The following is a 26,646-nucleotide window of genomic DNA, read 5'->3' on the forward strand; positions in this document are numbered from 1 at the left end:
AGCGTATATCCATCTATCGGGCGCATAACGCCCTCCCATACACTGAGGTTAATCATGCGGGTATCCCACAGACTCTTTCTGTACGTGGCGCTTTTGGCTATGGGCGGCACGGCCATGGCCGGGCCGGATCATGTCGACGCCATGCGTGCGACGACTTCGGGCCAGCTGACAGTCGCCATGCGGTCGGATGGTGACACTGCTCGTTTCGTTCGCAGCACCGGTGACCTCGCGCCACACCTGCGCCGGGCCAGTGCCGATACCAAGGTCCGCGGATTTCTCGACCAGCACGGCAGTCTGCTCGGGATAGACAACCCGCGGCAGCTGCGGCTGTTGCGCTCACGCGCCGATAACTTCGGCACAACAACCTTCAGTTATGAGCAAACCGTAAACGGTGTTCCCGTTTTTGGTGCGCGTATCAACGCAAACCTTGATGCAGCAAACGCGCTGCGCAGTGTAAACGGCGATTTTGAACCGGGCCTCATGCTTAACACCCGGCCGCAGCTGCGTGCAGCGCAGGCGCGCCGCATCGCATTAAAGCGTGTTGCCGCATCACGCCCTGCCCCCGGTCTGAGCGCGCAGCAACCGCAGCTTTATATTTATCGCCAGCCGCTGCGTGCCAGCGCGGATGGCCCGGCGGTCCTGGCCTGGCAGGTCGAGGTCGGCAACGATAACGATGTGCGTGAATTCGTAATGGTCAATGCTGTCAATGGAAAAATTGTTGACCAGTACACCGGCATTCATGAGGCACTCAACCGGCGCGTTTACAATGGTGGCTTTTCCGCGCAGCTGCTGGTGTGGTCCGAAGGCGATCCCACACCTTACGGTGACCCCGCCATCGACGACCTGATCGGGTACACCGAAGACACCTATTATCTTTTTGCCAACCTTACCGGGAACAACTTCCTCAGCTGGGACGGCGCCGGCAGCATCATGAATGCGGTGAACAACGACCCCGGTATCACCTGCCCCAATGCAACCTGGAATGGCGTCTCGATCAATTTCTGCAGCGGCACAACCAGCGATGACGTGGTCGGTCACGAGTGGGCCCATGGTTACACCCAAAGCACCCACGGACTGATCTACCGCTGGCAGTCAGGCGCTCTGAACGAATCGTATTCGGATATCTTCGGCGAGGCCGTTGACCAGCTAAATGCTGCCGGTGCCGACACACCTGCAGCACTGCGCAGCGTCGGTTCGTGCTCGACTTTCGGCGGTACAGCACCGCCCGGGTTCGAAGTGCTTACACCGGCATCGATCGCCGGCGGCTACAGCGTAGCCGGCGCAGCGTTTAACCCGGCCACGGCAGATGTAACCGCAGATGTGGTCGCCGCCGAAGACGGCGTCGGCGCCAGCACTGATGGCTGTGAAAGCCTGACCAATTCGCTATCGGGTGCGATCGCACTGATCGATCGCGGCTCCTGTGACTTCACTGCCAAAGTGCTCAATGCTCAGGCAGCAGGTGCTATCGGCGTAGTCATTGCCAATAACGCCGGCAATGATCTTGTTTTCATGGGTGGCAGCGCACCAGGCATCACCATTCCGTCGGTATTCGTAAGCCAGACCGATGGCGAATCATTGCGTGGCGCTGCGGGCCTGACTGCCCGTCTCAACCTGGGTGGTGCCGGCGAGAATTCATTACGCTGGCTGATGGGTGAGGATGCCAGTGGCTTTGGCGGTGCCATACGTGACCTGTGGAATCCGCAGTGTTACGGCGACCCGGGTAGAGTCAGCGACGGCGAGTATTTCTGTAACGGTGAAGTCGACGGTGGCGGCGTCCACACAAACTCGGGCGTGCCGAACCATGCGTTTGCCCTGCTGGTCGACGGTGGCACCTATAACGGCTACACGATAAACAGCATCGGCATGAATAAAGCGCTCAATATCTATTGGCGCGCCGCGAGTGTCTACCAGACACCAACCACTGACTTTGCCGATCACGCCGATTCCCTGGAGGCATCGTGTGCTGACCTCATCGGCAGTTCACTCACCAACCTCGGCACCCAGGCTCAGGGTGGCGGCGAATCGGGTCTTGCCATTACCGCAGCCGACTGCACGGCAGTGGCGGCTGCGATTGCCGCGACCGAACTGCGGCTTGAACCGGTACAGTGCAATTTCAACAAGCTGCTGGATACCGATGCCCCGGACCTGTGCACCCAGGGCAGCAGCGCCCAGACCATCTTCGCCGAGGATTTTGAAGCCGGACTCAACAACTGGACGGCCGGCACCCGTGAAATACTGAATCCTGCAACCTTCAGCGGCCCGGACTGGACTACCAGCAGCGACCTGCCGACAGGCCGCAGCGGCACCGCCGCCTACGGCCCCAACCTGGTGCTCGGTAACTGCAGTAATGACATCGAGTCGGGCATCATTTACCTGGAAAGCCCCGCAATAAACCTGCCGGCTGGAATCGATGCGGCACGGATGGCCTTTGACCATTCGGTTGCGACCGAGGCCGACTATGACGGCGCCAACATCAAGGTCAGCGTCAACGGCGGGCCGTGGCAGTTGCTGCCGGCCAGCGCGTTCACCTTCAATGCCTACAACGGCAGCCTGGTCAGCAGTGACAATCCGATGGCCGGCGAACCGGCCTTCAATGGCACCGATGAGGGCTCGTTGTCCAGTGGCTGGGGCCAGTCACAGGTTAACTTTTCAGGTGTAGCCGCGGCAGGCGATTCAGTTCGACTGCGTTTCGAAGTGGGCATGGACGGCTGTAACGGCCTGCTGGGCTGGTTTATTGACGACGTGCAGCTGTACTCGTGTGCGGCGGCAGCCGACGATGACAATGACGGGTTGCCTAATTCGGCCGACAACTGCACTGCTGTCAGCAATCCAAACCAGGTCGATTCCGACGGCGATGGCTACGGAAACTTCTGCGATGCCGACCTCGACAACACCGGTCTGGTCGACCTGGCGGACCTGGCACTGTTCCGCACCTACTTCCTCACCACGCCGTCGAGCGGCAACTGGACCCCTGCTGCCGACCTCAACAGCGACGGCACTGTCGACTTGCTCGATCTCGGTCTTGTAAGACAGCAGTTCCTCAGCGCCCCCGGACCCAGCGGCGTACTGTAATCACCTGAGCTCCCTCCCGCACCACGCGGGAGGGAGTAATCATCGCGCCTCGAGATCGATCCGCACGCGGATGCGATCACCGGGCTTTTCCCTGACGCGACGTGTATAGGTCTTGCCGGCATAGACGTAGCGCACCTGCCAGGCCTCAATCTGTTGCTGCTGCTTGTAACGGGTCTCGGTACGACACACCGGCCGGCGACGCCGATCATCCGCACGAATCAGTTCGCCGATCGTAGCTGCAGGCTGCTGACGACGAACGTCGCCGGGCGGCACGCTGTCCTGCGGTCTATCGCACACCTCTTTATTTACCGGCAGCCGTTTCTCACCAAGCACGGGCCGGGCCTCTATGACGCGGGCGTAATCGACGTAGCTTTCACTCGCCCCCGCCGGCACTGCCAGCAGCAATGCGACAAGCATAAGTAAATAGTTGCGCATCAGCCACGCCGCCTGATTCTAAAGCCGGCGTTGCGCAAGCGTGACTGGGCGCGCCGCAGATCGGCCTTGCCGTTGTATAGCAGCATAACGCGAAACCTGCCCGCCTCTTCACGAAACCACTCCAGCCGCAGCGCCGGTTCTGCCGACTGCAGCTGATCGACAAAAGCCTGGGCACGGTACGGCGCACCAAAAGTAATCAGCGCCATTTTGGCCTCCACGTCGTAATCGGCACCGGCTGCGGGCGGCAGCGCGGACGGCCCCCTGCCCAGCACGTAATCAAGGTGACGGTGTATATAAGCGCTGTACCAGGCAGCGCCATCCGGGATGCGTTGCCCGGCGTTTATGCGGTGCGGTCCATAGTTGTACGCCGCCAGTGCAAGATGAATGTTGCCGTCATAGCGATTAAGCATCTCGCGCAGGTAACGTGCACCGGCATCAATGTTGGTGCACGGTTCATACAGCTTTGAAAGCTGGTGAATACCAAGGTGACGAGCGGTTGTTGGCCAGAGTATCTGCATCAGCCCGTGCGCGTTGGCATGAGAACGGGCGCGCACGTTGAAATCGCTCTCGCCACGCGCCACTGCAAGCAACAGATTGAATGGCACATCGTGCGCGATGGCCGCGCTGCGAAAACAGGTCTCGTGCGGAAACTTCAGCGCTGGCGCTGCCTGCGTATCGTTACTGGCATAGTCGTGCCACGCCTGCTGGCTCGCCACCGCTATCTTGAACGGCAACAGCAGCAGCACAGCCAGTACCGGCCAACGCGTCACCGGCTGCCCCCGGTAATAGTCAGACCGGTGGCCTCTTCGATTGCGGCAACGTGTGCCAGCCGTTGCTCTTCCGATGCATAGCCAACGGCAACCCGGTACCGCGCCCGATCAGTGCGAATGACGCGATAATCCAGGCCGGTTATGCGTTCCAGCCGGCGCGCAAAAGCATTGGCCGACAGTTCGCTGTGAAACGGATCCCAAACGGGAAACCATTCGATGTCGCTGGCGATCGCCGGATTTCCCGGCGCGGTCGTTACCGGAACATCCGTCTGTCCCGCCGATGCTGCAGGTTCTGCTTCCGCCAGTTCCGATGGCGCGGCTGGCGCAGGATCAACTGCAGACGGCGCCGGCGGTCCGGCCTGTTCGGTGCTGTCACGCGCAACCTGCAACCACTCCTCTACCAGCGCGACTTCATCCGCGACTTCTTCAGATGGCATCTCCTCAGGACCCGGCGCGTCTGCCAGCGCTTTGGCGGCTGCCAGAGGTGCCGGGCCAGGCTGACCGTCAGGCGGTGTGGGCACGACGGCACCGGCCAAAGCCGCGCCGTCACGGTCGTGCGGCGACGCAAGCGGCACCGGCTGACCAAGCATATATACGAGCATGGCGAATACCGCCGCGCTACCCAGAAAAAATCCCAGAGTTCTGTTCATGGTTTTGCTCCATTACTCAGCTGTCCGGCAAAAGCGGCAGGCTGGTGATAAACCCGGACGCTGCGCCAGGCGACGTCATCGCCAGAATCGCCGACTGCCTCGTCGAGACTGGCGAGCCAGCCTGGCTGTGCCCGGTATCCGGACGCGTCATCACAAGCGTCAGGAAGATGCGACAGGACACGCTGCAGCCGTGCAGCCGCACGTGCCGTTGCGGCGGCGAGCACATAAAAGCTCTCACTGCCGCCGGGGCCGTCGTGTCGCAACATGGTCGCGCCGTCAGTGCAGGACGACGGCTGCATACGCACGAGACGTGAATCGTACTGGTGGCGGACAACAAATACGGTTGCCCCCGGGCGGGCGGAAAATTGCAGCCCGTAACAGTCGCCCGGGTCGGTTTCCGGTTGATCACCCAGGTCCTCAGCTTCCTGCGGCGTCAGCGTGGCGCAGCTGTCGGCGGCTGCAGCATGCACTCGCAAGTCCGATAACAACGTTACGGCGCGTGGCGCGATCGGTGCCGGCGCGTCTGCACGCACAGTCGGCTTGCGCGCATGGCCGGCGGTCGAACGCAACAACGGCCGCGTTGCATAGGCGCTCGATGTTACCGAGCCAGGATCAGCGTTATCCGCAGTGTTTAGAATCGCCCACACCTGGTACAGGTTGTTATCTACCTTGTGCACCCGGGTGGTCAGCTGCAGCTGTCCGGCCGCGGCGACCGGAATCTGGTGACTACCGGCAAGGTTGCCGGCGATCAACGCCGCCGCGGTTCCGCCAACGGGTTGCACGGCAAGTTCGTCGTCGCCGCTGCGCTTCAACTGGCAGGCAAGCTCGCCGGCCAGGTGTGCCGCCAGCAGGTCCGACTGGTCAGCTGTATAAGGTGCGATACGCAGGCCACGGGCAGTGGCAGCAGTCTCCGTTCGGCGCACTGCTGCGCGTTGCGCGGCGCTAAGCTCGCCCCGCCACTGGTAACTGAAGCCGCTGACCCAGCGTTGCTCGACAATGTCGTAAATTCGTATCTGCACATTGCCGTTGCGCCCGCTGACGGCGGCGGCCTCTATCGCAACAAAGTAACCGTCACGCGACCGGCTTGCGCAATCCTCGGGGCCCTCGGCCATCGCGATGCGCAGACCCTGGTTTTGCATCAGTGCGGCATGAAGTGCATTACGAGTAGCAACGCTGAGGCCATCCGGCTGCGCCGCGACATCGGATCCGTCCAGAACTGCAATGCGGACGGTTTCACCTTTAAAACGCGGGTGTTCGCTCAGCGTTTGCGACAGCTGTGGAACAGCCTCATCGGCCAGCCAGCCGTCGAGACTGCGGTCAGGAAATCGGGCCCAGCTGTTTGCCATGGCTGTGGCCGCCAGCAGGCTGGAAAAAAGCAGTACCAGCCCACGCATCAGCTGCTTCCCGCCAGTGCCAGCGCACCTTCAGCCGTGATTACCAGGCTGCCCTGGAAATTCGTCTGCACGAAGCGACGCAGCTGCAGGGTCGTTGCTGCCGGCAGGGTAACGCCCCAGGTCATGTCCCGTGCGGCGTGACCGTGCTGTGCCTGGAAGCTGCCCCTGACCTCTGACGGCACGGTGTCGTAGACCATCTGGTGATACTGCGCCGGGGCCGCCGCGGATTCGAAACGCACGACACCACCGGTCACCGCCATCTGGTAAAACGCCGCATCTTCAATAGCAAACAGACTGACAAGGCCACGCTCCACCAGGCTGCGCAGCACGGTGTCCGACTCGAATTGCAATGACAGGCCCTGGCGCGCTGGTGCCGCTGTTGCCGCAGGAACCGCCGGTGGCGCTTCGCTTCGCGACGCTGCCGGCTGACTGACTGGCTGCGGTACCGGCAATGGCCTGGCCGCGACCAATCTCGCCGTCTCACGCTGCACTGGTGGGGCCGGCTCAACGACACGTGTTACAGGCGCAGGGGCTGCAGTTTTAGTCTCTCGTACGGGTTCGGGTGCTTTGACAACGCGTGGCAACGGTTGCTTCACGCGGACTACAGGTTCGGGCAGACGTTGCTCGGGGGCCTGGCTGGCCGGAACTGGTTCCGGGCTGAGCGGCATGCTTTGCACGATGGCAAAAATTGCGACCAGGCAAAACGCCAGTATGGCCATGAATCGCATGACATCGGTCTGCAGCTCGGAATTTTCCAGATCCGCCGTAGCCGCGTATGACATCTGCCAGGGCATCATGCTTCCGGTTTCTCTGTCAGGTCTTCGAGGTGACGGTTCATGGCATCGAGACTGTCGCGTATTGCCTGCGCATCCTCACGACCGTGGCGGGTATAGCTACGCTTGAGTTCTGCGCCAATGGTGATCGTCTTGATCACCCGCATCAGGTACCCGCCCATGCCGCCGACTATCGTCGTCGACAGCGCCACCAGGATGCCGCCATCGACCATGCGTTCCAGCAGCGCAAAGGCGCCCGCCTGCAGCGTCGCCTGCGGGTCACCGAGCGCATGCAGCAATGCATTGCGCATGCCGATCGCAGTCCAGATAACGCCAACGCCAAAGAACAGGCTGGTCCAGATATCGGCCATGTGGTCCATCTGCGCGATACGGTCGGGTGAGTCGTGACGCAAGACGCGGCGACGCAGCTCAGCGAGAGTCTGCATGAACAACACCAGGATAATGACGAACAACGGCAGCGCCAGGCCGAGGTTTTCGTCCAGCCAGCTGAACCACGCCGGCGGGTGCATGCCGGACAGTCCCCGCAGCTCGACCAGGTCGCTGCGTGCCGTGACATACAGCAGCATCAACCCGCCGAGCGCGGCACTGGCGGCGCCGCTGGCAACGCCGCTCAGGAACCGGTTGTCACGTCCCGCCGGCATCGCTCAGTTGGCGGCGCAGGCGGTGCAGGTTGCGGCCAGCACCAGCTCGGTTTCTTTCAGCAGCTGGTCAGCACGGTAGTAGCTGTCGCGGTCGAGCGCGACGCGCAACAGGCCCTGCTCCTTGTCGCTGAGCTCCTCTTCCATTCGCGTCAGCACTTCAGCCTGCCGCGGACAGGTATAGGAGCAGTTGTTGTAGTCGCCGGCCAGCGACATGAACTTCACGTTGAAATAGCGGTTGTAATAAGCCTGCGCCTGGCGCTGGCTGAGCAACCCGGAATCGGTGGACCATTCCAGAAATTCGCTGAAGGTCTGCTTGTGACGAGGTTTCGGGTCACCCTCCGCCACCGTAAGCAGCCGGTCGAAATACGCGTCGTAAAGCGCTTCACAGCCGTTGGTGAGCTGCGCCTTGCTGACTTCGATTGCTACACGCAGGTTCTTCCCATCCGGCAGCGAACAATCCGGCTGCGGTGTCGTTGCACAGCCGGTTGCCAGTAGCAGCAACGCGGCGGGCAGGATTGCGATTTTTAATAACTTCATGGTCATCTCCATTACATCTCGAGCGGACTGCTGTAGGCCTGCTGCACATCGCCCGGGGGTGGTCCTGCAATTGGCGCTGCTGCCTCAAAATCGCCGAACAGGATGGATTTGACGCCCGCGACAACTTCCTGCATCTCGGGCGTGATAACGCCAAAGGACTGGTTGAGTTGTTCGAGCAGTGTTGCCCGGCTGATTTCTTCCTGTGTGCGGGCGATCAACACCGCGGCTTCATCCATGTCGAGGTAGATGTCGGCCGCCACCACGGTCAGCGACTGCTCGGCTCCGGCGCCGCCACCGCTGGCGACCAGGCTGTAGTACTGACGAAAACGTTCACTCAGACGCAGCCCGGAACGACCGCGCATCGCCGGCTGCGCTTTCGCCGCTGCGGCTGGCGTTTTGCCCAGCAGGTTTTCCTGCAGGTCCCAGGGCGTCATCTTCTTGCCCACTTCGGTGCGCAGCCGCTTTTCCAGGCTGTTGCGGGTGCTCATCACCGCGCGCTCCATGTCCGGCAGCCCTTCGCTCATGACATTGAGCATCTCCAGGTAGGTTGCACCCAGCTGTCTGGCAATCTGGTCACAGCCCGGGTCGCCTTCGGCACCGTCGCACTTTGCTTCTACAAACAGCTGCTGTTGCTGATCGAGCTTGGCGATGATGCTGTTCAGCCCGCTCTCCATTTCTTCGGCAACCTGCCCGGTATGGCGGATGTCTTCGAGCACGGTGGTCGGGAACAGTCGAATGGTGGGGCCTGTAGCAGCCGTCGTCGCCGCAGATACCATTACCGGAGCCAGTAAAAACAGGCTCGCAAACAGCAGACTGACGGGGCGGCGGCGAAAGGACGATTGCTTCGTCATGGAATTTCTCCTTCCGGCGGATTTTGTCGGGGCGTGCAAAAGCAGTGCACCGACGATGCCTTCGAAGGTATGTCGCAATCGCTGAACCAAACCTGAATGTTGGTTAAGTTAACGCCGTGGCCAGGCTGAACACACCTCTGAATGACATCAATAAAGGCACTTAAGGTGCTGTTTAAGTAAGGTATTAAGTGGCGGCTGCCCGGCTGCAGGACGGACCGCCAGGGGCCCGTCGCGCCGTTCGCAGGCGCACGGCAGATTTATCCCGGTGTGGTGTCGCTACGCGTTGGCGAGTTCGCGTACGACGTCGACAAAAAAGTCGATGTCGGCCGGGCGCGTGCGCCAGTTGACGATAGCCGGACGTAAGGCGACGCGCCCTTCAAACAGTGTGGTGCCGGCAAGCGCCCTGCCGTCGGCAATGATTGCCTCACCAAGCTTCCGATTCAGCTCGTCGAGCTCGTCAGCGGTTTTTCCACCCGGATTGAATCGGAAGCACACTATGTTCAGCGGCACTTCCGCAAGCCGCTCCAGCTCCGGGGCAGCATCGACGCGATCGGCCAGCTGCTGTGCCAGGTCAAGATGAGTCTCGACCATTTCACGAACACCACGGCGGCCGTACGCGCGCAACGTTGCCCAGACCGACAGGGCCCGTGCCCGGCGCGAACTCTCCGGGCCGATCGCACCGATAGTCGGGCGTGGATCGTCAGACTTTGGCAGGTAGTCGGCACGATAGGTGAAAGCGCGTGCCAGCAGCTGCGCATCCCGCACAAAGGAGAACCCGCAGTCGTACGGCACGTTGAGCCATTTGTGCCCGTCGACCGTAACCGAGTCGGCCCGTTCGGCACCAGCGCACAGCTGTGCGGCACGGGGTGTCACCCGGGCAAACAGCCCGAACGCACCATCGACATGCAGCCAGGCATTGTGCTTTTCAGCCAGGTCGGCCATGGCTTCGATCGGGTCGAAATCGCCCATGTTCACTTCGCCGGCATTGGCGATGATGATCGCGGGCTTTCCGCGTAATCCCAGAAGCGCGCTTTCCAGCGCCGCCGCATCGAGACGACCGGCCGGGTCGCGCGCAAAAGTGCGTATGGCACTGCGGCCAATGCCAAGCATGGAAGCTACCTTCAGCGAACTGGCGTGAACGTAGCCACTGCTGAATACCGGCACCCGGGGCATACCATGCATCCCCTCCTCTGATACGTCGACGTCGTGCTGCTCACCCCACCACTGCCGTGCGGCAGCCATGCCGACATAGTTCGCCATGGTGGCCCCGGTGGTCATGATGCCGGTATGTGCGCGTGGCAGGTCGAACAAGTCCTTCAACCAGTCCAATGCGAGCAGTTCCAACTGCACGCCAAGCGGCGATGACACCCAGGTGTAGGCAATCTGGTCCAACGCGCTTGCAAGCCAGTCGGCACCGAGCGCCGCCGGTGTTGCTCCACCGGTGACAAAATGGAAATAACGCGGCCCCGAGGTTGCGGCCGCTGCATCGGGAGCTTCGGCGATCAGCTCTGACAGCGCCGCAATGGCCCCGTCACCGGTTTCGGGCAGTGCGCGCAGGAAGGTGGCTGTCGCCGCATCGGCACGCTGGCTGATAACCGGCCGCTCGTCGACGCCGGCTATGTATTCCTTTGCGGCGTCACTGACTCTCTTTATTACTTCAGCGAGTTCGCTTCGCAGCGGGTTGCTGTTGCTCATTGTTCCCTGATCTCCGCCCGCGAACCACCACTGTGCTGCAGCAACTCTGCAGCAGTTGTGGCGAATACATCAAATGCGCCGCCAGCTGCCGCCCATATCCTGTCGAACCCGAACAGGTCCTCATCCACAAATGTCCTGATCGGCCGGGCGTGGGCAAACGGCGGGATGCCACCGATCGCATAGCCCGTTTGGCGGCGAACAAAATCGGCATCTGCTTTTTCAATGCCCTCGCCGGCCAAGGCTGCGAGTCTGGCCACGTCGACGCGATTGCTGCCGCTGGCAATCACCAGCACCGGCAGATCGCTGTCCGCCAGCCTGAACACGATCGACTTGGCGATTTCGGCAATCGAGCAACCCACTGCAGCCGCGGCCTCACCAGCCGTTCGTGTCGACGCCGGCAGTCGCTGTGTGGGTGTTGCAATGCCGCGCTGCGCCAGGGCTGCGGCAAACCGCGCCGTGCCGGTGTCTGCTGTTGCTGCCATAGCCGGCAGTATAGCCGCCAACGCCTGCCGGCAAAGGCAGAACAACGCTTTGCAAATGCTGACACCGCGATGGTTGCCGCCGCCAAGTCATTTCCGGTACGGTTGCGGCTTCCTCCAGACCGGGACCGCCCATGATCCGCTTTGCACTGATCGTCTTTGTCGCTTTGTCGGCAGCTGCCTGCGCCAGGCCACCTGCAACCGCCCCGGCTGAAACCAGTGTCGAACCGGTTTCAGACCAGGACAAAACCCTGTATGCGCTTGGCATTGCCATTGCCGACAGCCTGGAGCAATACAACCTCAGCGAAACCGAACTGGAAATGGTTCAGGCCGGCCTGGCTGACCGGCTTGGCGGTGGGGAGACTGCTGTCGACCTGGGTGATTACCATGCAAAGATCAGCGCCCTGGCTCGCGACCGTGCCGCGACGGTTGCACAAAAAGAGAAGGACGCCTCGGCAGCGTTTGTCGAGCAGATGGCCGCACAGCCGGGTGCACAAAAATTTGATTCCGGGCTTGTTGTAATTGAAATGCAGCCGGGTGATGGACCAAGCCCGAAGGCCGAGGACACGGTGCAGGTTCATTACCATGGCATGCTTCGCGACGGTACCGTATTCGACAGTTCGGTCGAGCGCGGCTCGCCGGCAACGTTTCCGCTGACACGCGTTATCTCCTGCTGGACCGAGGGTGTGCAGAAGATCAAGGTCGGCGGCAAGGCAAAACTCGTATGCCCGTCTGACATCGCCTATGGCGATCGCGGCTCGCCCCCACGCATCCCGCCCGGCGCGGCGCTGGTGTTTGAGGTCGAGCTGCTCGAAATTCAGTAAGTCAAACAAGAGGACTGAAAAATGGGGATTATTTCCTGGATACTCATGGGTCTCATCGCTGGCGCGCTGGGCAAGTTCATCATGCCGGGCGACGATCCGGGCGGCATTTTCGTCACCATACTGATTGGTATTGCCGGCGCATTCGTTGGTGGCTTTATTGCATCCGCACTCGGCTTTGGTTCGGTCACAGGCTTTGATATCCGCAGCCTGCTGATTGCCATCGGTGGCGCAGTGCTGTTGCTGTTCGGCTACCGTCAGCTGAAAAAAGGCAAGTCGTAATACTCGCGCGGTTCGGGTGGAATATATTCCGCCGGACCTCGCCGATTCAGGCATCGCGCGCTCACCGGCGTCCGCCGGTGAGCGGCGTAGCAGTATCGCGTGGCGTTACACGGGACAGGGCCGATGAGCGAAAACCCGCTATTAGAACTGAAGGCGCTTGGCCAGAGCATCTGGCTGGACTATATCGAACGGGATCTGCTGGGCGGTGGCGGACTGGCGCGGCTGATCGAAGATGACGGCATCGCCGGTGTCACCTCCAACCCAAGTATCTTCCATCAGGCGATCACCAGCACCGGGCAATACGACAAGGAAATCTCGACGCTGGCAGACAGCGGCGCCGTTGCGACGACGATCTACAACGAACTGGTTATCAGCGACATCCGCCAGGCGGCCGATATCCTGCATCCGGTCTACACCACCACGGCTGGACAGGACGGATATGTCAGCCTGGAAGTCTCGCCACACCTGGCCAATGAAACCGATGCCAGCCTCGAACAGGCAAGGAGCCTGTGGCAACAGGTTGACCGGCAGAACCTGATGATCAAGATCCCCGGCACGCCCGAGGGCTTGCCGGCTATCGAGCAGCTGGTTTACGAAGGCATAAACGTCAACGTGACCTTGTTGTTCAGCGTAACGCGCTACGCTGAAGTCGCGCGCGCCTACCTCCGCGGACTGCAGCGCAGACTCGACGCCGGGCTGCCGCTGGACAGCGTTGCGTCGGTCGCCAGCTTTTTCCTGAGTCGCATCGATTCGGCAATCGACAAACAACTGCCGCAGGACCATGAGTTACGCGGTTCGATTGCCATCGCCAGCGCCCGCAGTGCTTACATTACCTATCAGAAAATCTGTGCCAGCGATGAATGGCACACGCTTGCGGCCGCAGGCGCCCGCCCTCAGCGCCTGCTGTGGGCAAGCACCAGCACAAAGAATCCGGCTTACAGCGATACTTTGTATGTCGATGAACTGATCGGTCCGGAAACCGTCAACACGGTGCCACCAAAAACACTCGACGCCTATCGTGATCACGGCAAGCCTGCGGTGCGCGTAACCGACGGCGCCACGCAGGCGCTACAGGCAATTGCAGCTTTACCGGATCATGGCATCGACCTGGAGACCGTAACGACGATGCTCGAGAGTGATGGCGTCAACAAGTTCATCGCTTCATTCGACTCACTCATGCAGGCGCTTGAAAGCGAGCGCGTGCGGCTCAAGTCAGCATGATTGACCGCCAGGTTATCGATATTCTCGCCTGCCCGGCCAGTCACCGACCGCTGCGGCCGCTTCCGGCTGCGCGCCTGCACCGCCTCAACGAGCTGATAAAGTCCGGCCAGGCAACCTATCTTGGTGGTGAGAAAATCACCGAACCACTGGATGCCGCCCTGGTGACTGACAATGATGCGGTGATTTACCGGATCGATGACGACATCCCGGTGCTGCTGGTAGAATGCGGGATCTCCGGCCGCCTGGCCATCGACCCATAGCTGCCGCACTGCAATAAGCCGATGGCCCGGCCTCCGGTAGAATGGGCACGCAAATCCGACAAATCCTGGGGGAAAAGATGGAAATCCGCAGATGGCCGATCGAGGCGCTCCGCATCTATACGGGAATTTTTTTCGCGTATCACGGATTCGGTAAGCTGACCCGCGAAACCGGGTTCAATATCACCGGCTTCCTCGAAGCGATGAAAGACAAGAGCTTCGGTTTTTATCAACCCCTGATCGAATCGGTTTTTCTGCCGAACGCGGGATTGTTCTCCGGCCTGGTCGCCTGGGGCGAGCTGCTCGTGGGCGTCGCTCTGGTGCTGGGCGTCGCGGTGCGTTACGCATCGATTGCCGGTGCATTCATGCTCGCCAATTTCTGGTTTGCCAAGGGCCAGAGTATTTTTGACGGCCAGAACCACGATGCTATCTGGGTAGCTATATTCCTGGTGCTGGCGCTTGTTCCCGCCGGAAAGTTCCTGGGACTGGACCAGAAGCTGGCCGACAGGTTCTCTTTCCTGCGCTGAACGCGACGCCGGCGCGGCGCGTTTACTGGCAATCGTTTGGCGTACCGCCGGGCCCCGGGACACTGAGGAACTGGCTGCGCAACAGGGCGAGGTCCGGCAATTCGACAACCCCGTTGTCGTCGAAATCGGCATCCGGGTTCCACGCGGGCGATGCAGGTGTCGTAAGGAACACCGTGCGCATGACAGCAAGATCCTGGAGGTCAACCAGGCAGTTGCCCGACCCGTCGATGTCGGCATCGCAGGCATTGCCGATCCCATCAGTGTCGGTGTCGGCCTGGCTTGGGTTGGCCCTCTCCGGGCAGTTGTCTGCCCCATCCAGCACGCCGTCCGAATCGGTATCGCCGGGCGTTGGGCAATCAAACCCGGTGCTGCCCAGCAGATAGATGTCATCGATCGCCCACCACCAGTCAAACGGCCCGCCGACGTAACGAAACCTGAGTTCCAGGTCCGCGCCCGCCCACTGTGTAATGTCGATTACAACCGTGCCGCTCTCGTCAGCACCAGCATAGCCGGCAACATTAAGCCAGCCGCCCAGGGTGGCGGTGGAACGCACATCCACCGACGCCGATTCAATACCGCCCTGTGAATACCAGTTGAAATCATGAGTGAACTGCAGCACGACGCGCTGATAGCCGCTTGCATCGATGACCGGCGTCCGTAACTCTTCATCCATCAGGCCGTCGTGCAGGTCTGAATCGACGATCGCGAATGGCGGCACGAACGGTAAAGACCGGCTGCCGGGATTATCCACAGACCAGGTTTGCGCCGGCCCGGATCCCGTACCCTGGTCTACCACGCTCCAGTCAGCCGGGATGCCGCTGTCGAAATCCTCGAACAACAGGGTGTCGAAGTTTTCTGTGCCTACATTCACAGCGACCTGCAGTTCACCGGGAAACTGCCCCTGATCGCTCGCCAGCGGATTCATCTCGATCGAGATCAGATCACCACACTGTGCCGCGTTATCAATACTGAAATTTACCGTGGGGCCGTCGGCCGTGGCACCGGCCGCAACGTTGCCGAAGACGGCAGTATTAGTGGAAAGGGTTACAGGCGCTTCATTGTCGGCTGCCAGCTCGATAGTCCCCTGAGCATTGGTAATCGCACCACTGCAATTTGCATTCAGCAACCGCGGTATGAATGACCAGGTCTCGCCGGCTTCAGGTACACCGTTGCCGTTACCGATCGTCTCGGTCAGCGGACCGGGCGCCGCCGGCAGCAGCTCGTCCTGCTCACTGCACAGGTATGGCGCGAGCAGCGGCTGCAGGTCGGTCATCAACATGCCACGGTTACGTTGCTCGGGTACCGCGCAGCCGCCGCAATGATGCAGGCCGACCAGGCGGTCGTCGGATTCACGAAAAATGGGCGAGCCGGAACTGCCACTTTCGGTATCTAGTGTATTCCAGTAACGCAGCACGGTGCCGTCGACATCAGTATCACTACCGTGAGTGATCTCATGCGGGCGACCATCCGGATGCTGCACGATGTACAAGGCTTCACCGTCAACCAGCGGCGTTGTGTCGGGCTGGATATAGCCAAATTCGGCCGTTGGCTCACCGATAACCGAAGCCAGGCTGAAATCCAGCTCGCCGGGAACGGCATCACAATCCACCAGCGGCTGGGATACCAGCAGCTCGTCACAGCGGAAACTGACCCAATCCTGGGTCAGCGGGGACCCGTCATTACAGCCGGTCCGATAGTGGCGGAAGATAAACTCAGTATTGGTGCATTGCGCCTGACTGGTCAGGCAGTGGTTGTTGGTGAGTATGTGGTTGGCTGGCGAAATATTTGAGCCCGAGCAGTAAATCGCCGTCTCGACGTTACCACCCACACTCATGACACCGACCGATGCCTGCACGTTCGCCCACTTCTCCGCATCGCCCTGGTAGCAAATAACGTCCTCGAAATCCGGCGCCCCGCACAGGCTGCGAGTGGTGCCGCTGTCAGCGGCGCGCATTACAGGATTACCGGCGATTACTTTATCGACGCTAAACGGGTCCTGCTTGTAGGCGCCGCGAAAAACCAGCTCAAGCACAGCGCTGTCTCCCGGAACCGACAATGTCCAGAACGACCCGCGCTCTTTTGGCCCGCGACTGGTAAAGGACTCGATGACCCGGCCCTTGTGCGTGCGTAGCACGAGGCGGTCAGCCATTTTCAGATTGACGTTAACCAGGTGAATCTTGATGAAAGAAGCGCCCGGCAACAGCACGGTTTGCGACCAGACGCGATCTTCACCCTGGCGGCGGGATGTTTTGAGGTCCGGCTGAATCGAATAGGGCTGCGCCGTGCCGACCACCTGGCTGTTGCCGCCGGCCAGCTGCTTGCCGCCAGCGGCCAGCCCGGTGTTGACCACCAGCAGCGCAGCCAGCAGGGTCAGGACCCGCCCGTATTTCAAACTGTAAGAGATATGAGACATAAGCTTATGTCTTGTATGGTTTTTTATTATAGATGTAAGGCATCAGGATAGGCGGCTCCGCGACCGGGGTCAATCGCCCTGCGCCAAGCGCCTGATTCGACGCCGTTATTCAATTCAATTCGGCCGGGCTGTGTCTATACTACCGCCCTTTATTCAAGCGGACCGAAACCCCGATGAAGAATTCTCTCATATTGATGCTATGCGTCGCGCTGGCCGGGCCGGCAGCGGCCGCCAGCGACGACTGGGTAGAACGCAGCAACGCCAATGCAGAGCTGCTGCTCGATGTCCTGGCCAGCTTTGCCCCCGAAGGCGCCGCGGCGCTGGGGGTGGACGGGCTCGACGAGCAGATCAGCGACCTGCGACCCGGTCTCTACGAGCGCACCCGGAAAGCCAACGCGGAAGTCCGGCGTAAACTGGAAGAACGTCTGAAAAAAGAACAGGACCCGCTGGTACGGCAGGACCTGGAAATCCTCATCAAGGCCGTTGACGACAACCAGCGCACCACCCGGCTGCAGCACGAAAACCTGCTGCCCTACTACAACGTCACACAGAACATTTTCCAGGGCCTGCGCGCCCTGATTGATCCGCAGGTACCGGCCGAACGCTATCCCGCGGCTGTCGCGCGACTGCGCAAGTACGCCGGTCTCGAACGCGGCTATGAACCGGTTACCGAACTGGCCAAAGACCGCACCGCTGAGCGCTTTGATATCGACGGACTGGTCGGACCATTCCGCGGCGAGGTGGAACAGGATCTTGAGCGTGCTGAAACTTTTATCACCGGCATGCGTGAGCTGCTCGCCAACAGCGGCATTGATGGCTGGAAGAAACCGTATGCCAGGCTTGAAAGCCAGCTGAACAAATACAACAAATGGGTGCGAACCGAAATCCTGCCGCGTGCCCGCGAAGACTTCCGCCTGCCGCCGGCACTCTATGAAGACGCGCTACGCAACTGGGGCGTGTACGACTCGCCACAGGACCTGATTCGCGCCGCAACACAGGGCTACATGGATATCCGCAACGAGATGGAGGCGCTGGCGCCTATCGTGGCCGAGAAAAAAGACTTCGAGCACAGCGACTACCGCGACGTAATCCGGCGACTCAAGCAGGAGCGCATTCCGGGCAACGAGTTGCTCGAGTTTTACTATGCCAGACTGCAGGATATCGAAGACTTTATCCGCGCCAATGACCTGATAACGTTGCCACAGCGCGATGCCGGCATACGCATTGCTTCGGCCGCCGAGACTGCAGCACAGCCATCGGCGCATCTTGATATCCCGCGTCTGATCGGCAACACCGGCGAGTATCCCGAGTTTGTATTGCCGCAGCTGCAGAAGGATGACGACGGTAACTGGATTGGCAGTGACGACAATTTCGCCGCTGGCACATGGACGCTTACCGCACACGAGGCACGCCCCGGCCACGAACTTCAGTTTTCAGCCATGATTGAAAACGGAGTTTCCATCGCGCGCGCCCTGTTTGCCTTCAATAGTGCCAACGTTGAGGGTTGGGCGCTGTATGCCGAAGCGATTGCCAAGCCCTACATGCCGGTCGAGGGTCAGCTGATCTCGCTGCAGTATCGACTGGCACGTGCGGCACGGATGTTTCTGGATCCGATGCTGAATCTTGGCCTGATATCACCGCAGGAAGCAAAACGGCTGTTGCTGGAAGACGTGGTGCTGGGTGAAAGCTGGGCGCAAAATGAAATAGAGCGCTACACCTACAGGATACCCGGCCAGGCAACCGCTTATTATTATGGCTATATGAACATGCAGTCGCTGCGCACCCGCACCGAGCTGGCTCTGCGCGACAAGTTCAGTGCCCGGGCGTTTCACGATTTCGTGCTGGCGCAAGGGCTGCTGCCGCCGGATCTGCTCGAGAAAGCAGTGATGGAAACGTTTGTTCCGCAGCAGCAGGAGCTGGCAGCGTCCCTGCGCTGACGGGCTTGCCTGTACCAAACACGACAAAATCAACAGGACGCAACAATGACGGACAAGAAGACATACCCGGTAGACACAGCATTTGCCGCTGCAGCGCATATTGATGCCGAGCGCTACGAAACCATGTATCGCCAGTCGGTGGACGATCCGGAAGAATTCTGGGCAGAACACGGCAAACGCATTGACTGGATAAAGCCATACAACAAAATCAGATCCGTCTCGTACGACCCGGCGAACGTGTCGATAAAGTGGTACTACGACGGCACCCTGAATGCCTGCGTCAACTGCGTTGACCGCCACCTGGAAAAACGGGGTGACCAGCCCGCCATTATCTGGGAGGGCGACGACCCGGCAGATGACGAGACAATCACCTATCGGCAGCTGCACGAAAAAGTATGCCGATTGGCAAACGCCATGAAAGATCTCGGTATCGGCAAAGGCGACAACGTAACGATCTATATGCCGATGATTCCCGAAGCCGCTGTCGCGATGCTGGCCTGTGCCCGTATCGGTGCGCCCCACTCCGTCGTGTTTGGCGGTTTTTCGCCTGACGCTCTCGCCGGGCGCATCGAAGACTGTGATTCGAAACTGGTGATTACTGCTGATGAAGGAATTCGCGGCGGCAAGAAGATCCCGCTGAAGAAAAACGTCGACCAGGCATTGGCCAACCCTGCGGTAACCACAGTGCAAAACGCCCTCGTCGTACGTCGAACGGGCGCTGACATCCACTGGGAGAGTGGCCGTGACGTCTGGTACCACGATGCTGTGGAATCGGCGGCGGCAGATTGCCCGGCCGAAGAGATGGGCGCGGAGGATCCGCTGTTCATCCTCTATACGTCAGGTTCGACCGGCAAGCCGAAGGGCGTCCTGCATACCACCGGTGGCTACATGGTGTATGCATCCATGACACACGAGTATGTATTTGACTACCAGGACGGCGACGTCTACTGGTGTACCGCCGACGTAGGCTGGGTCACCGGGCACAGCTATATCGTTTACGGTCCGCTGGCGAATGGTGCAATCACGCTGATGTTCGAGGGCGTGCCGAATTACCCTGATGCCTCGCGCTTCGGCCAGGTAGTGGACAAGCACAATGTAAAGCAGCTCTACACGGCGCCTACCGCGATTCGCGCCCTGATGCAGCTCGGTGAAGGCGTCATGGGCAACACCCGTCGCGACAGCCTCAAACTGCTTGGCAGCGTTGGCGAACCGATCAACCCCGAGGCGTGGGAGTGGTACTACCGCGTTATCGGTAACAGCAAGTGTCCGATTGTCGACACCTGGTGGCAGACCGAAACCGGCGGGATACTTATTACACCGCTGCCCGGCGCCATGCCGCTGAAGCCAGGCTCCGCTTCGAAACCGTTTTTCGGCATAAAGCCGGCCATCGTTGACGCAAAAGGCAACGAGCTGGAGGGTGCCGCCGAGGGCGTCCTGGCAATCACGGACAGCTGGCCAGGCCAGATGCGCACACTTTACGGCGATCACGAACGCTTCGTTGCAACCTATTTCAGTGACCTGCCGGGCAAGTATTTTGCCGGTGACGGCGCCAGCCGTGATGAAGACGGCTACTACTGGATTACCGGCCGGGTGGATGACGTGCTGAATGTCTCGGGACATCGCATGGGTACGGCCGAGCTGGAATCGGCACTCGTGGCGCACCCGGTCGTGGCAGAGGCTGCTGTGGTTGGATTTCCACACAAGATCAAAGGCCAGGGTATCTATGCCTACGTCACCGTGCAGCAAGGGGTTACCAGCAACGACGAGCTGGCCAATGAGCTGCGTCAGTGGGTACGCAAGGAAATCGGCCCGATCGCCAAGCCGGATGTGATCCAGTTTGCTCCGGGTCTGCCAAAGACACGCTCCGGAAAAATTATGCGGCGCATCCTGCGCAAGATCGCGGAGAACGACTATGGCGAGCTGGGTGACACTTCGACACTGGCTGATCCTTCAGTGGTCGAGGATCTCATCGCCAATCGCGTTTCCTGAACGACGAATCACCCTGGCAATGACGGCAGTGCTGTGGTCGTCCTGCACCGGGCCGGCCCCGTCCTGTGACGGCCTCGACCTGTTTGGCCAGGTTGGCTGCTACGCCGATCTTGCCGTTTCGCGTCATGATGTCGAAGCCTGTTCCGGCGCTGTCCACGACGGCGTGCGTAACCAGTGTTATGCGGTTGCCGCCGGGCGTCTCGACCAGCTCGATGCGTGTGATCGCATCGAACCACTCAGCCCGGAGCATATCGAGCTGCGCGATGTCTGTATCAGCGATATCGCGCTGCTCAGGAGAAATGCTGCGCTGTGCGGGCGACTGGACACGCGGACACTGCAGGACACCTGCTTGTTCAGGATTTATCAGATAACCGGCGAGACAGCGCTATGTGCTGACATTGCCGACAATGGGCTGCGCAACCTCTGTGACGATACACAAGTCATCATTAAGTAGTTTCGACTGAGTCGCCAGGCCGCCGGGCGGCGAATACACACCCGGTTTTTTTCCCAACGCGTGCGTGCCACAATCTGCCGATGCCTCGCGTACTGTGTGTTACTGATTTCAGCGACCGGGCCGAGGCCGCCTGCCTCGCCGGCCTGCCCGGTCAGGGCTTCGAAATCTCCGTTATGTGCCCGCGTCAGGCACCGTCCTGGCAGACCTTTGCCGCAGCCGGCCTGCATACGATTGACCTGCGTATAAAAGGCAATATCGATCGCCACGCCATCCAGGCAATACGCGAAGAACTGCAGCGTGTTAATTACGACATCGTCCACACGTTCAACAACCGTGCCATTACCAACGCATTGCTGGCCACTCGTAACATTGACATACGCATCGTTGCGTATCGGGGCATCGTGGGGAATGTCAGTTTTCTCGACCCCATGTCGTGGCTGCGTTACCTGCATCCGCGGGTTGACCGGATCGTGTGCGTTGCCAATGCAGTGCGCGACTATTTCCTGGACATGGGCTTACCCGGCCTGCGCGTAGACCGGCAAAAACCGGTGACAATATACAAGGGCCACGACCTGGACTGGTACCGGGATGAGCCCGCTGACCTCGCCCTCCTCGGCATTCCCGCCAGCGCTTTCGTCATTTGCTGCGTGGCAAATGACCGACCGCGCAAGGGGCTGCCGGTACTGATTGATGCGTTGGACCAGCTGCCGGCTGCAGTTGACACCTGGTTGCTGCTGGTCGGGAAAATGGACAGCCCTCGCCTGCAGAAAAAAATTGCCGCCAGCCCGCGGCGTAACCGCATTGTCATGGCCGGCTATCGCGAAGATGCACCAACGCTGGCGGCTGCCAGCGACTGCCTGGTTTTGCCGGCGCTGCGTCGTGAGGGTCTACCAAAGGTAGTTATCGAAGCCATGGCCTACGCCACCGTTCCAATCGTTACTGATTCCGGCGGCAGCCCCGAGCTGGTGGTTGATGGCGAAAGCGGCCTTGTCGTGCCACCCGGGGAAGCGGCCGCTATTGCTGCAGCGATAGAAAAGCTGCACGACGATACTGATCTTTGCCGCACTATGGGCAAGGCGGCACAGGCACGCATCCGCAAAAGCTTTCGCGTCGAAGACACCATTATGCAAACAGCTGCGCTGTACCGCGAACTGCTTGCCTGACGCAGCTCCGTATCCGGTAAGTCCATGCGTGCCGACATGACGCTTTTCATAATGGTTCATATGCGCAAATCGTGATGCAATTAACTGCAATACATCGCGCATTCGTGTTGAATACGCATCAAGGTGTTCCCGTCCAACAGCGGACTCCTTAATCTCGGTACCTGAAACAGGGCAAACTCATCGCAAGGTGAGGACGCAAAGCCACCGGTCCGTAACAACGGACAGCGGAGCTGCCAGGTTACAGTGTCGAAGACCTCATTCCGGTCGACGGCCGACTCCGGTGCAGAGATTGACCTGGATCAGCGCTTGTTTGCGCTGACCCACAGGTTGCCCTGCGCCGGACGGAAGCGTCGAAACATGCTCGCGAGAGCACGATATGGAAGTCAAGACAGGAATTCGACATGTACAAAGGAACTATTTCAGCGCTCGTTCTGGGCGCTCTACTTGGCCTGAGCGGCTGCGGCAGCTCAGGTTCCGGAGACGCAACGCAGCAGCAGGTCTCGCAGGATCCGCTGCCGCCACAGAGCAGCGGTGAATCGCTGGTTTTGTCCGGGCAGGTTACTGACATGCCCATCCCCAACGCGACTGTCATCGTCACGGTCGATGGACAGGCTTTCCAGGCCGCGCTGCCAACTGATGCCAATGGCAACTACGAGGTGGAGATCTTTTCCGATAACCCGGATGCGCTGGTGCTGATGGAGGCCTTCGATCCGAATGGCACCGTGCGATTCACGGCACTGCTGGACGATTTTTCCGGCTTCCAGGCCGAAGCCGATGAGACTGGCCGTGTCGCTGACAAGGACATCACCAATGTCACTACCGCGCACTACATCCTGGCAACACGTGCCACGTCAGACCAGTCAATCGACGACGCCGATGAGCTGACCGACAGCTCGGCGCTGGTAAGTGCCGGCGCGGCGCTGGAGTTATCGGCAGCTATCAAGCTGGTGGTCGAAAGTATTGCCGGCGTTACGTTGCCGCCTGAGTTCGACGATACGCAGGACCTGGCCGAGGCCATTGTCGATGGCAACAGCACATTCCTGGAGGACGTGGCAGCCGTAAATTCCACGGCTCTCGATACCGCCGTTGACCTGGTGCTCAACGATGGCAATGCCACGATCGCCTGGCAGGCGGAGCGTGTACCCGGCGTCTACCTGGCACGTGAAGGGCTGTCGATATACGCGTTTTTCGCCGACGGCACCGGACTGACCACCTCTTACGACCGCGATGGCGTAACTGGCCTGCAGTGGGCAGTCAACGACGCCGGCAAGCTGTTGGTCAGCTATATGAACAACAGCGCGGAAAATGACATCGTCACGCTGCTCAACCATACCGGCAACGTCCTCAGCATCATGGTCGAGGAGCGTGACGCTGACACGACCGTCAATGACGACCCGACCACGGTATTGTTCTTCCCGTTTGCCGATGGCTTCACCATCGAAAACGCACCGGGCAGCTACACCACAATGGGCGAGCCGGGTCACCTGAAGGTGCTCCTGCCCGACCACACCGGATACGACCTCGACCTGGTGACCGGCGCACAGAATGAACCGTTCTTCTGGGAAGTCAGCAGTGAAGGCGTCATGTGGATCACCGATGCCAGCGGTGAGCGCAACACCACTCAGGCGCGTGTACTTGGCGGTGCTGCTGACGGCGGCCTGCACCTGCTGGTCACAGAGCTGGGTCCGGACGGCCTGGTGTCCTATATGAATGTCATCACGGTACGTAAGGTCGACACGATTGCCAGTGCGCCATCTGACGTCGACGCGCCTGACCTGACCCTGGCCGGCAACTCGTATGCCTTCATCGACGGCACCGAGATCGACGTATTCCAGTTCCGTGCCGACGGCGAAGTGCGCCAGGTTGGCCAGCATGTCCGCGACGATGGTACCAGCGAGCTGGTTGACCGCCGCGGCGACTGGAACATGGTCGATGACCAGACCATTCGTATCTGGATGGATGACCAGGACGAAGCGGAAGACGCACGCGTTCTGGACGGACTGGGCCAGGATGAAATGCTGGTGCAGACGCCGGAAGACATCGCCGAAGGCACCGAGCGCCTGGTCACCCGGATCATACCGCTCGAGCTCGACAGCCTTGCCGGCGGGTACTACCTGCTGGATGAAAACGGCGCCATGCAGAACGAGTTCGTGGAAATCCGCACTGATTTCACCGGCTACCGCATGGTCGACGGTGTAATCCAGGACGAATTCGACTGGTCCGTGGATGAGCGCGGCAACATGGTCGTGACACCGCGTTCGGACAGCGCCCTCAATGCCCGCACCCTGACGCTGCGACTGCTTGCCGGTGGCGCACCTGGCACTACCATACGCGTGGTAATGGAGAACCGGGTCAACGGCATACTCACCGCCGATGACAGTGGGCGCGCCATGACCGTAGTGCAGCTGCTGCGCGAAGGTTGATCCTCCCCGTTTAGCCTGTTTTGGCCGCCTTCGGGCGGCCATTTTTTTTCCGCCAGTTGCCGTACAATCAGGAGCACACTCAGCGGAGACAACTGCCAATGGAAATTCGCGCGCTCGATGAAACCGATCTGCCACAGCTGGCGACACTTTTCGACCAATATCGCGTTTTCTATTGCCAGACCACAGACGTGGATGCTGCCCGCACCTTTCTGCAACAGCGCCTGAGCCGTGGCGATTCAGCCATCCTCGGTGCCATCGTGCATGACGTGCTGGTTGGTTTTGTCCAGCTTTATCCGTCATACACCTCGGTAGGCCTCGGCCGCATCTGGATTCTGAACGATCTTTATGTTTCGGCTGATGCACGCCAACGCGGTGTCGGCGCGGCGCTGATGGGTGCTGCACGGGAATACGCCGAAATCACCGGCGCGCGCGCGCTTGAACTGGCCACCGCCACTGACAACAGTGCGGCGCAGGCGCTGTACGAGAAGCTCGGATGGCAACGCGACGACCAGTTCTACCATTACTCGCTGGATCTCGGCCGCTGAGCTGCCAGTGGCCGGGGCTGTTGCATCTGTCCCGCTGTCTGCTGTAACTGCCTGTCGGCCCTCCGGCATCACCTGGTGCCTGCGATGGCTTTTGCTGGCGGCGGTCTCGGTAGCATCGGCATGCAACGACCGCCCGGCCGGCACCGTAACGGCACCAACGCCCGCCGCTCTGGCCGCTCACAGCGATGAGTTTCGCCGCTCGATAATTACCGTACGTGACGGTGTCTGGGTGGCAGTGGGCTATGGCCTGGCCAACTCAATACTTGTTGAGGGCGATGACGGGCTCATTGTTATCGACACCATGGCCAGCCTCGACAGCGCCCGCGCTGTCGCGCGCGAGTTTCGGTTACTTTCACCAAAACCGTTAAAGGCAATAATCTATACACATAACCATGCCGACCACGTGTTTGGCGCACAGGCATTTATCGACGAGCTTGCCAGCCCCGGGACAGCGGTGCGGGTTCTCGCGCATGAGACCACCGAGGCCCTGGTTTATCGCGTTGTAAACGTGTTCCGACCGATTCTCACGGCGCGCTCGTTTCGCATGTTTGGCACGCATCTGAACGAAGCGGAACTGGTCAACGCCGGGATTGGCAAAGAGCTGGAAGTTACCGCCGACAGTGCCTTCGGATTTGTACCGCCGACAGAGACTTTTCGCGATTCACTGGAAACCGGGATTGCCGGAATTCGTTTCGAGCTGATTCACGCTCCGGGAGAAACTGACGACCAGCTGTTTGTCTGGCTGCCTGACCTGAAACTGCTGGCGCCCGGCGACAATATCTACAAGACGTTCCCGAACCTCTATACCATTCGTGGCACGCCGTACCGTTCGCTGCGCGACTGGTCTGCCAGCCTGGATCGCATGCGCGAACTCCCGGTCGAATACCTGGTGCCAAGCCATACCCGGCCGCTGCAGGGACAGGAAGAAATCAACGGCACGCTGACTGATTACCGCGACGCAATCAGTTTTGTCCGCGACCAGACGATACGCCGGATCAACCAGGGCATGACCCCGGAACAGATCGTCGCCACCGTACAGTTGCCACCACACCTGGCAACATCACCATGGCTGCAGGAGTTTTACGGCAAAGTGTCCTGGTCAGCTCGCTCTGTGATGGCGGGCAACCTGGGCTGGTTCGATGGCAATCCCGCTACGTTGCAGCCGCTCGCGCCGGCGCAGCGTGCGCAGAAAATCGCCATGCTGGCAGGCGGTGATGAGGCGCTGGAACAGGCGGCACACCAGGCGCTGGCCGATGGCGAAACACAGTGGGCACTGGAACTCAGCGACCTGCTGCT

Annotated in this window: 24 protein-coding genes and 1 riboswitch; of the genes, 13 read left to right on the forward strand and 11 right to left on the reverse strand. The window is 60.4% G+C overall.

Going from position 1 to position 26,646, the window contains the following annotated elements:
- Nucleotides 1–54 precede the first annotated feature (54 nt).
- The gene (locus tag HKN06_12340) at nt 55–3,072 is read left to right on the forward strand and encodes a hypothetical protein (GenBank protein ID NNF62098.1); all 3,018 of its coding nucleotides are present in this window, start codon (nt 55–57) and stop codon (nt 3,070–3,072) included.
- 39 nt (nt 3,073–3,111) lie between these two features.
- Here the strand turns inward: HKN06_12340 and HKN06_12345 are convergent, their stop codons facing one another.
- The 10 genes from HKN06_12345 to HKN06_12390 form a co-directional block, all read right to left on the reverse strand.
- On the reverse strand, nt 3,112–3,507 hold the full coding sequence (locus HKN06_12345) for a hypothetical protein (GenBank protein NNF62099.1): 396 nt from the start codon (nt 3,505–3,507) through the stop codon (nt 3,112–3,114).
- Nucleotides 3,507–4,277, reverse strand: coding sequence for a lytic transglycosylase domain-containing protein (locus HKN06_12350; protein NNF62100.1), 771 nt, complete (start codon nt 4,275–4,277; stop codon nt 3,507–3,509). Before HKN06_12350 ends, HKN06_12345 begins: the two co-directional genes overlap by 1 nt.
- On the reverse strand, nt 4,274–4,927 hold the full coding sequence (locus HKN06_12355) for a hypothetical protein (GenBank protein NNF62101.1): 654 nt from the start codon (nt 4,925–4,927) through the stop codon (nt 4,274–4,276). Before HKN06_12355 ends, HKN06_12350 begins: the two co-directional genes overlap by 4 nt.
- A complete protein-coding gene (locus HKN06_12360) occupies nt 4,924–6,321 on the reverse strand; it encodes a hypothetical protein (protein NNF62102.1) in 1,398 nt (465 codons plus the stop codon). The genes HKN06_12355 and HKN06_12360 overlap by 4 nt, the downstream gene beginning before the upstream one ends.
- Nucleotides 6,321–7,118 carry a hypothetical protein gene (locus HKN06_12365; protein NNF62103.1) on the reverse strand — a complete coding sequence of 266 codons (798 nt, stop codon included), beginning with the start codon at nt 7,116–7,118 and terminating at the stop codon, nt 6,321–6,323. The genes HKN06_12360 and HKN06_12365 overlap by 1 nt, the downstream gene beginning before the upstream one ends.
- Nucleotides 7,115–7,756, reverse strand: coding sequence for a hypothetical protein (locus tag HKN06_12370; GenBank protein ID NNF62104.1), 642 nt, complete (start codon nt 7,754–7,756; stop codon nt 7,115–7,117). Before HKN06_12370 ends, HKN06_12365 begins: the two co-directional genes overlap by 4 nt.
- Nucleotides 7,757–7,759: 3 nt before the next feature.
- A complete protein-coding gene (locus HKN06_12375) occupies nt 7,760–8,293 on the reverse strand; it encodes a hypothetical protein (GenBank protein ID NNF62105.1) in 534 nt (177 codons plus the stop codon).
- Nucleotides 8,294–8,304: 11 nt separating this feature from the next.
- Nucleotides 8,305–9,144, reverse strand: a complete 840-nt coding sequence (locus HKN06_12380; GenBank protein ID NNF62106.1) for a hypothetical protein — start codon at nt 9,142–9,144, stop codon at nt 8,305–8,307.
- 276 nt (nt 9,145–9,420) lie between these two features.
- Nucleotides 9,421–10,839 (reverse strand): aminotransferase class V-fold PLP-dependent enzyme, encoded by a 1,419-nt coding sequence (locus HKN06_12385; protein ID NNF62107.1) that lies wholly within the window; start codon nt 10,837–10,839, stop codon nt 9,421–9,423.
- Nucleotides 10,836–11,321, reverse strand: coding sequence for a YbaK/EbsC family protein (locus HKN06_12390; GenBank protein ID NNF62108.1), 486 nt, complete (start codon nt 11,319–11,321; stop codon nt 10,836–10,838). Before HKN06_12390 ends, HKN06_12385 begins: the two co-directional genes overlap by 4 nt.
- 131 nt (nt 11,322–11,452) lie before the next feature.
- Between HKN06_12390 and HKN06_12395 the strand changes: the two genes are divergently transcribed.
- The 5 genes from HKN06_12395 to HKN06_12415 all read left to right on the forward strand — a co-directional run bounded on the left by HKN06_12395 (nt 11,453) and on the right by HKN06_12415 (nt 14,426).
- The gene (locus HKN06_12395) at nt 11,453–12,142 is read left to right on the forward strand and encodes an FKBP-type peptidyl-prolyl cis-trans isomerase (GenBank protein NNF62109.1); all 690 of its coding nucleotides are present in this window, start codon (nt 11,453–11,455) and stop codon (nt 12,140–12,142) included.
- A gap of 21 nt (nt 12,143–12,163) precedes the next feature.
- Nucleotides 12,164–12,421: a GlsB/YeaQ/YmgE family stress response membrane protein gene (locus HKN06_12400; GenBank protein ID NNF62110.1), complete on the forward strand. Its 258-nt coding sequence runs from the start codon at nt 12,164–12,166 to the stop codon at nt 12,419–12,421.
- Between the two features lie 123 nt (nt 12,422–12,544).
- Nucleotides 12,545–13,642 (forward strand): transaldolase, encoded by a 1,098-nt coding sequence (gene tal, locus HKN06_12405; GenBank protein ID NNF62111.1) that lies wholly within the window; start codon nt 12,545–12,547, stop codon nt 13,640–13,642.
- Nucleotides 13,642–13,902: a Trm112 family protein gene (locus HKN06_12410; protein ID NNF62112.1), complete on the forward strand. Its 261-nt coding sequence runs from the start codon at nt 13,642–13,644 to the stop codon at nt 13,900–13,902. Before tal ends, HKN06_12410 begins: the two co-directional genes overlap by 1 nt.
- Before the next feature lie 77 nt (nt 13,903–13,979).
- A complete protein-coding gene (locus HKN06_12415; protein ID NNF62113.1) occupies nt 13,980–14,426 on the forward strand; it encodes a DoxX family protein in 447 nt (148 codons plus the stop codon).
- A gap of 22 nt (nt 14,427–14,448) precedes the next feature.
- Here HKN06_12415 and HKN06_12420 read toward each other — a convergent pair whose 3' ends face one another.
- Nucleotides 14,449–16,839: a hypothetical protein gene (locus HKN06_12420; GenBank protein ID NNF62114.1), complete on the reverse strand. Its 2,391-nt coding sequence runs from the start codon at nt 16,837–16,839 to the stop codon at nt 14,449–14,451.
- Nucleotides 16,840–17,012: 173 nt separating this feature from the next.
- On the opposite strand from HKN06_12420, the gene HKN06_12425 reads away from it, so the two are divergent.
- The 7 genes from HKN06_12425 to HKN06_12455 form a co-directional block, all read left to right on the forward strand.
- Entirely contained in the window at nt 17,013–18,776 is a 1,764-nt protein-coding gene (locus HKN06_12425) for a DUF885 domain-containing protein (protein ID NNF62115.1), read from the forward strand.
- A 45-nt stretch (nt 18,777–18,821) separates the two neighbouring features.
- Nucleotides 18,822–20,765, forward strand: coding sequence for an acetate--CoA ligase (gene acs / locus HKN06_12430; GenBank protein NNF62116.1), 1,944 nt, complete (start codon nt 18,822–18,824; stop codon nt 20,763–20,765).
- 19 nt (nt 20,766–20,784) lie between these two features.
- The gene (locus HKN06_12435) at nt 20,785–21,219 is read left to right on the forward strand and encodes a hypothetical protein (GenBank protein NNF62117.1); all 435 of its coding nucleotides are present in this window, start codon (nt 20,785–20,787) and stop codon (nt 21,217–21,219) included.
- An 80-nt stretch (nt 21,220–21,299) separates the two neighbouring features.
- Nucleotides 21,300–22,382 (forward strand): glycosyltransferase family 4 protein, encoded by a 1,083-nt coding sequence (locus tag HKN06_12440; protein ID NNF62118.1) that lies wholly within the window; start codon nt 21,300–21,302, stop codon nt 22,380–22,382.
- Nucleotides 22,383–22,542: 160 nt separating this feature from the next.
- A riboswitch (cyclic di-GMP riboswitch) is annotated at nt 22,543–22,620 on the forward strand.
- Nucleotides 22,621–22,783: 163 nt separating this feature from the next.
- On the forward strand, nt 22,784–24,805 hold the full coding sequence (locus tag HKN06_12445) for a hypothetical protein (protein ID NNF62119.1): 2,022 nt from the start codon (nt 22,784–22,786) through the stop codon (nt 24,803–24,805).
- A 98-nt stretch (nt 24,806–24,903) separates the two neighbouring features.
- The gene (locus HKN06_12450) at nt 24,904–25,350 is read left to right on the forward strand and encodes a GNAT family N-acetyltransferase (protein NNF62120.1); all 447 of its coding nucleotides are present in this window, start codon (nt 24,904–24,906) and stop codon (nt 25,348–25,350) included.
- A gap of 91 nt (nt 25,351–25,441) precedes the next feature.
- Nucleotides 25,442–26,646 (forward strand): alkyl/aryl-sulfatase (locus tag HKN06_12455; protein NNF62121.1); only part of this gene is annotated, 1,205 nt, incomplete at its 3' end.

The organism is Gammaproteobacteria bacterium (assembly GCA_013003425.1).
Taxonomy (GTDB): Bacteria; Pseudomonadota; Gammaproteobacteria; order Steroidobacterales; family JABDKV01; genus JABDJB01.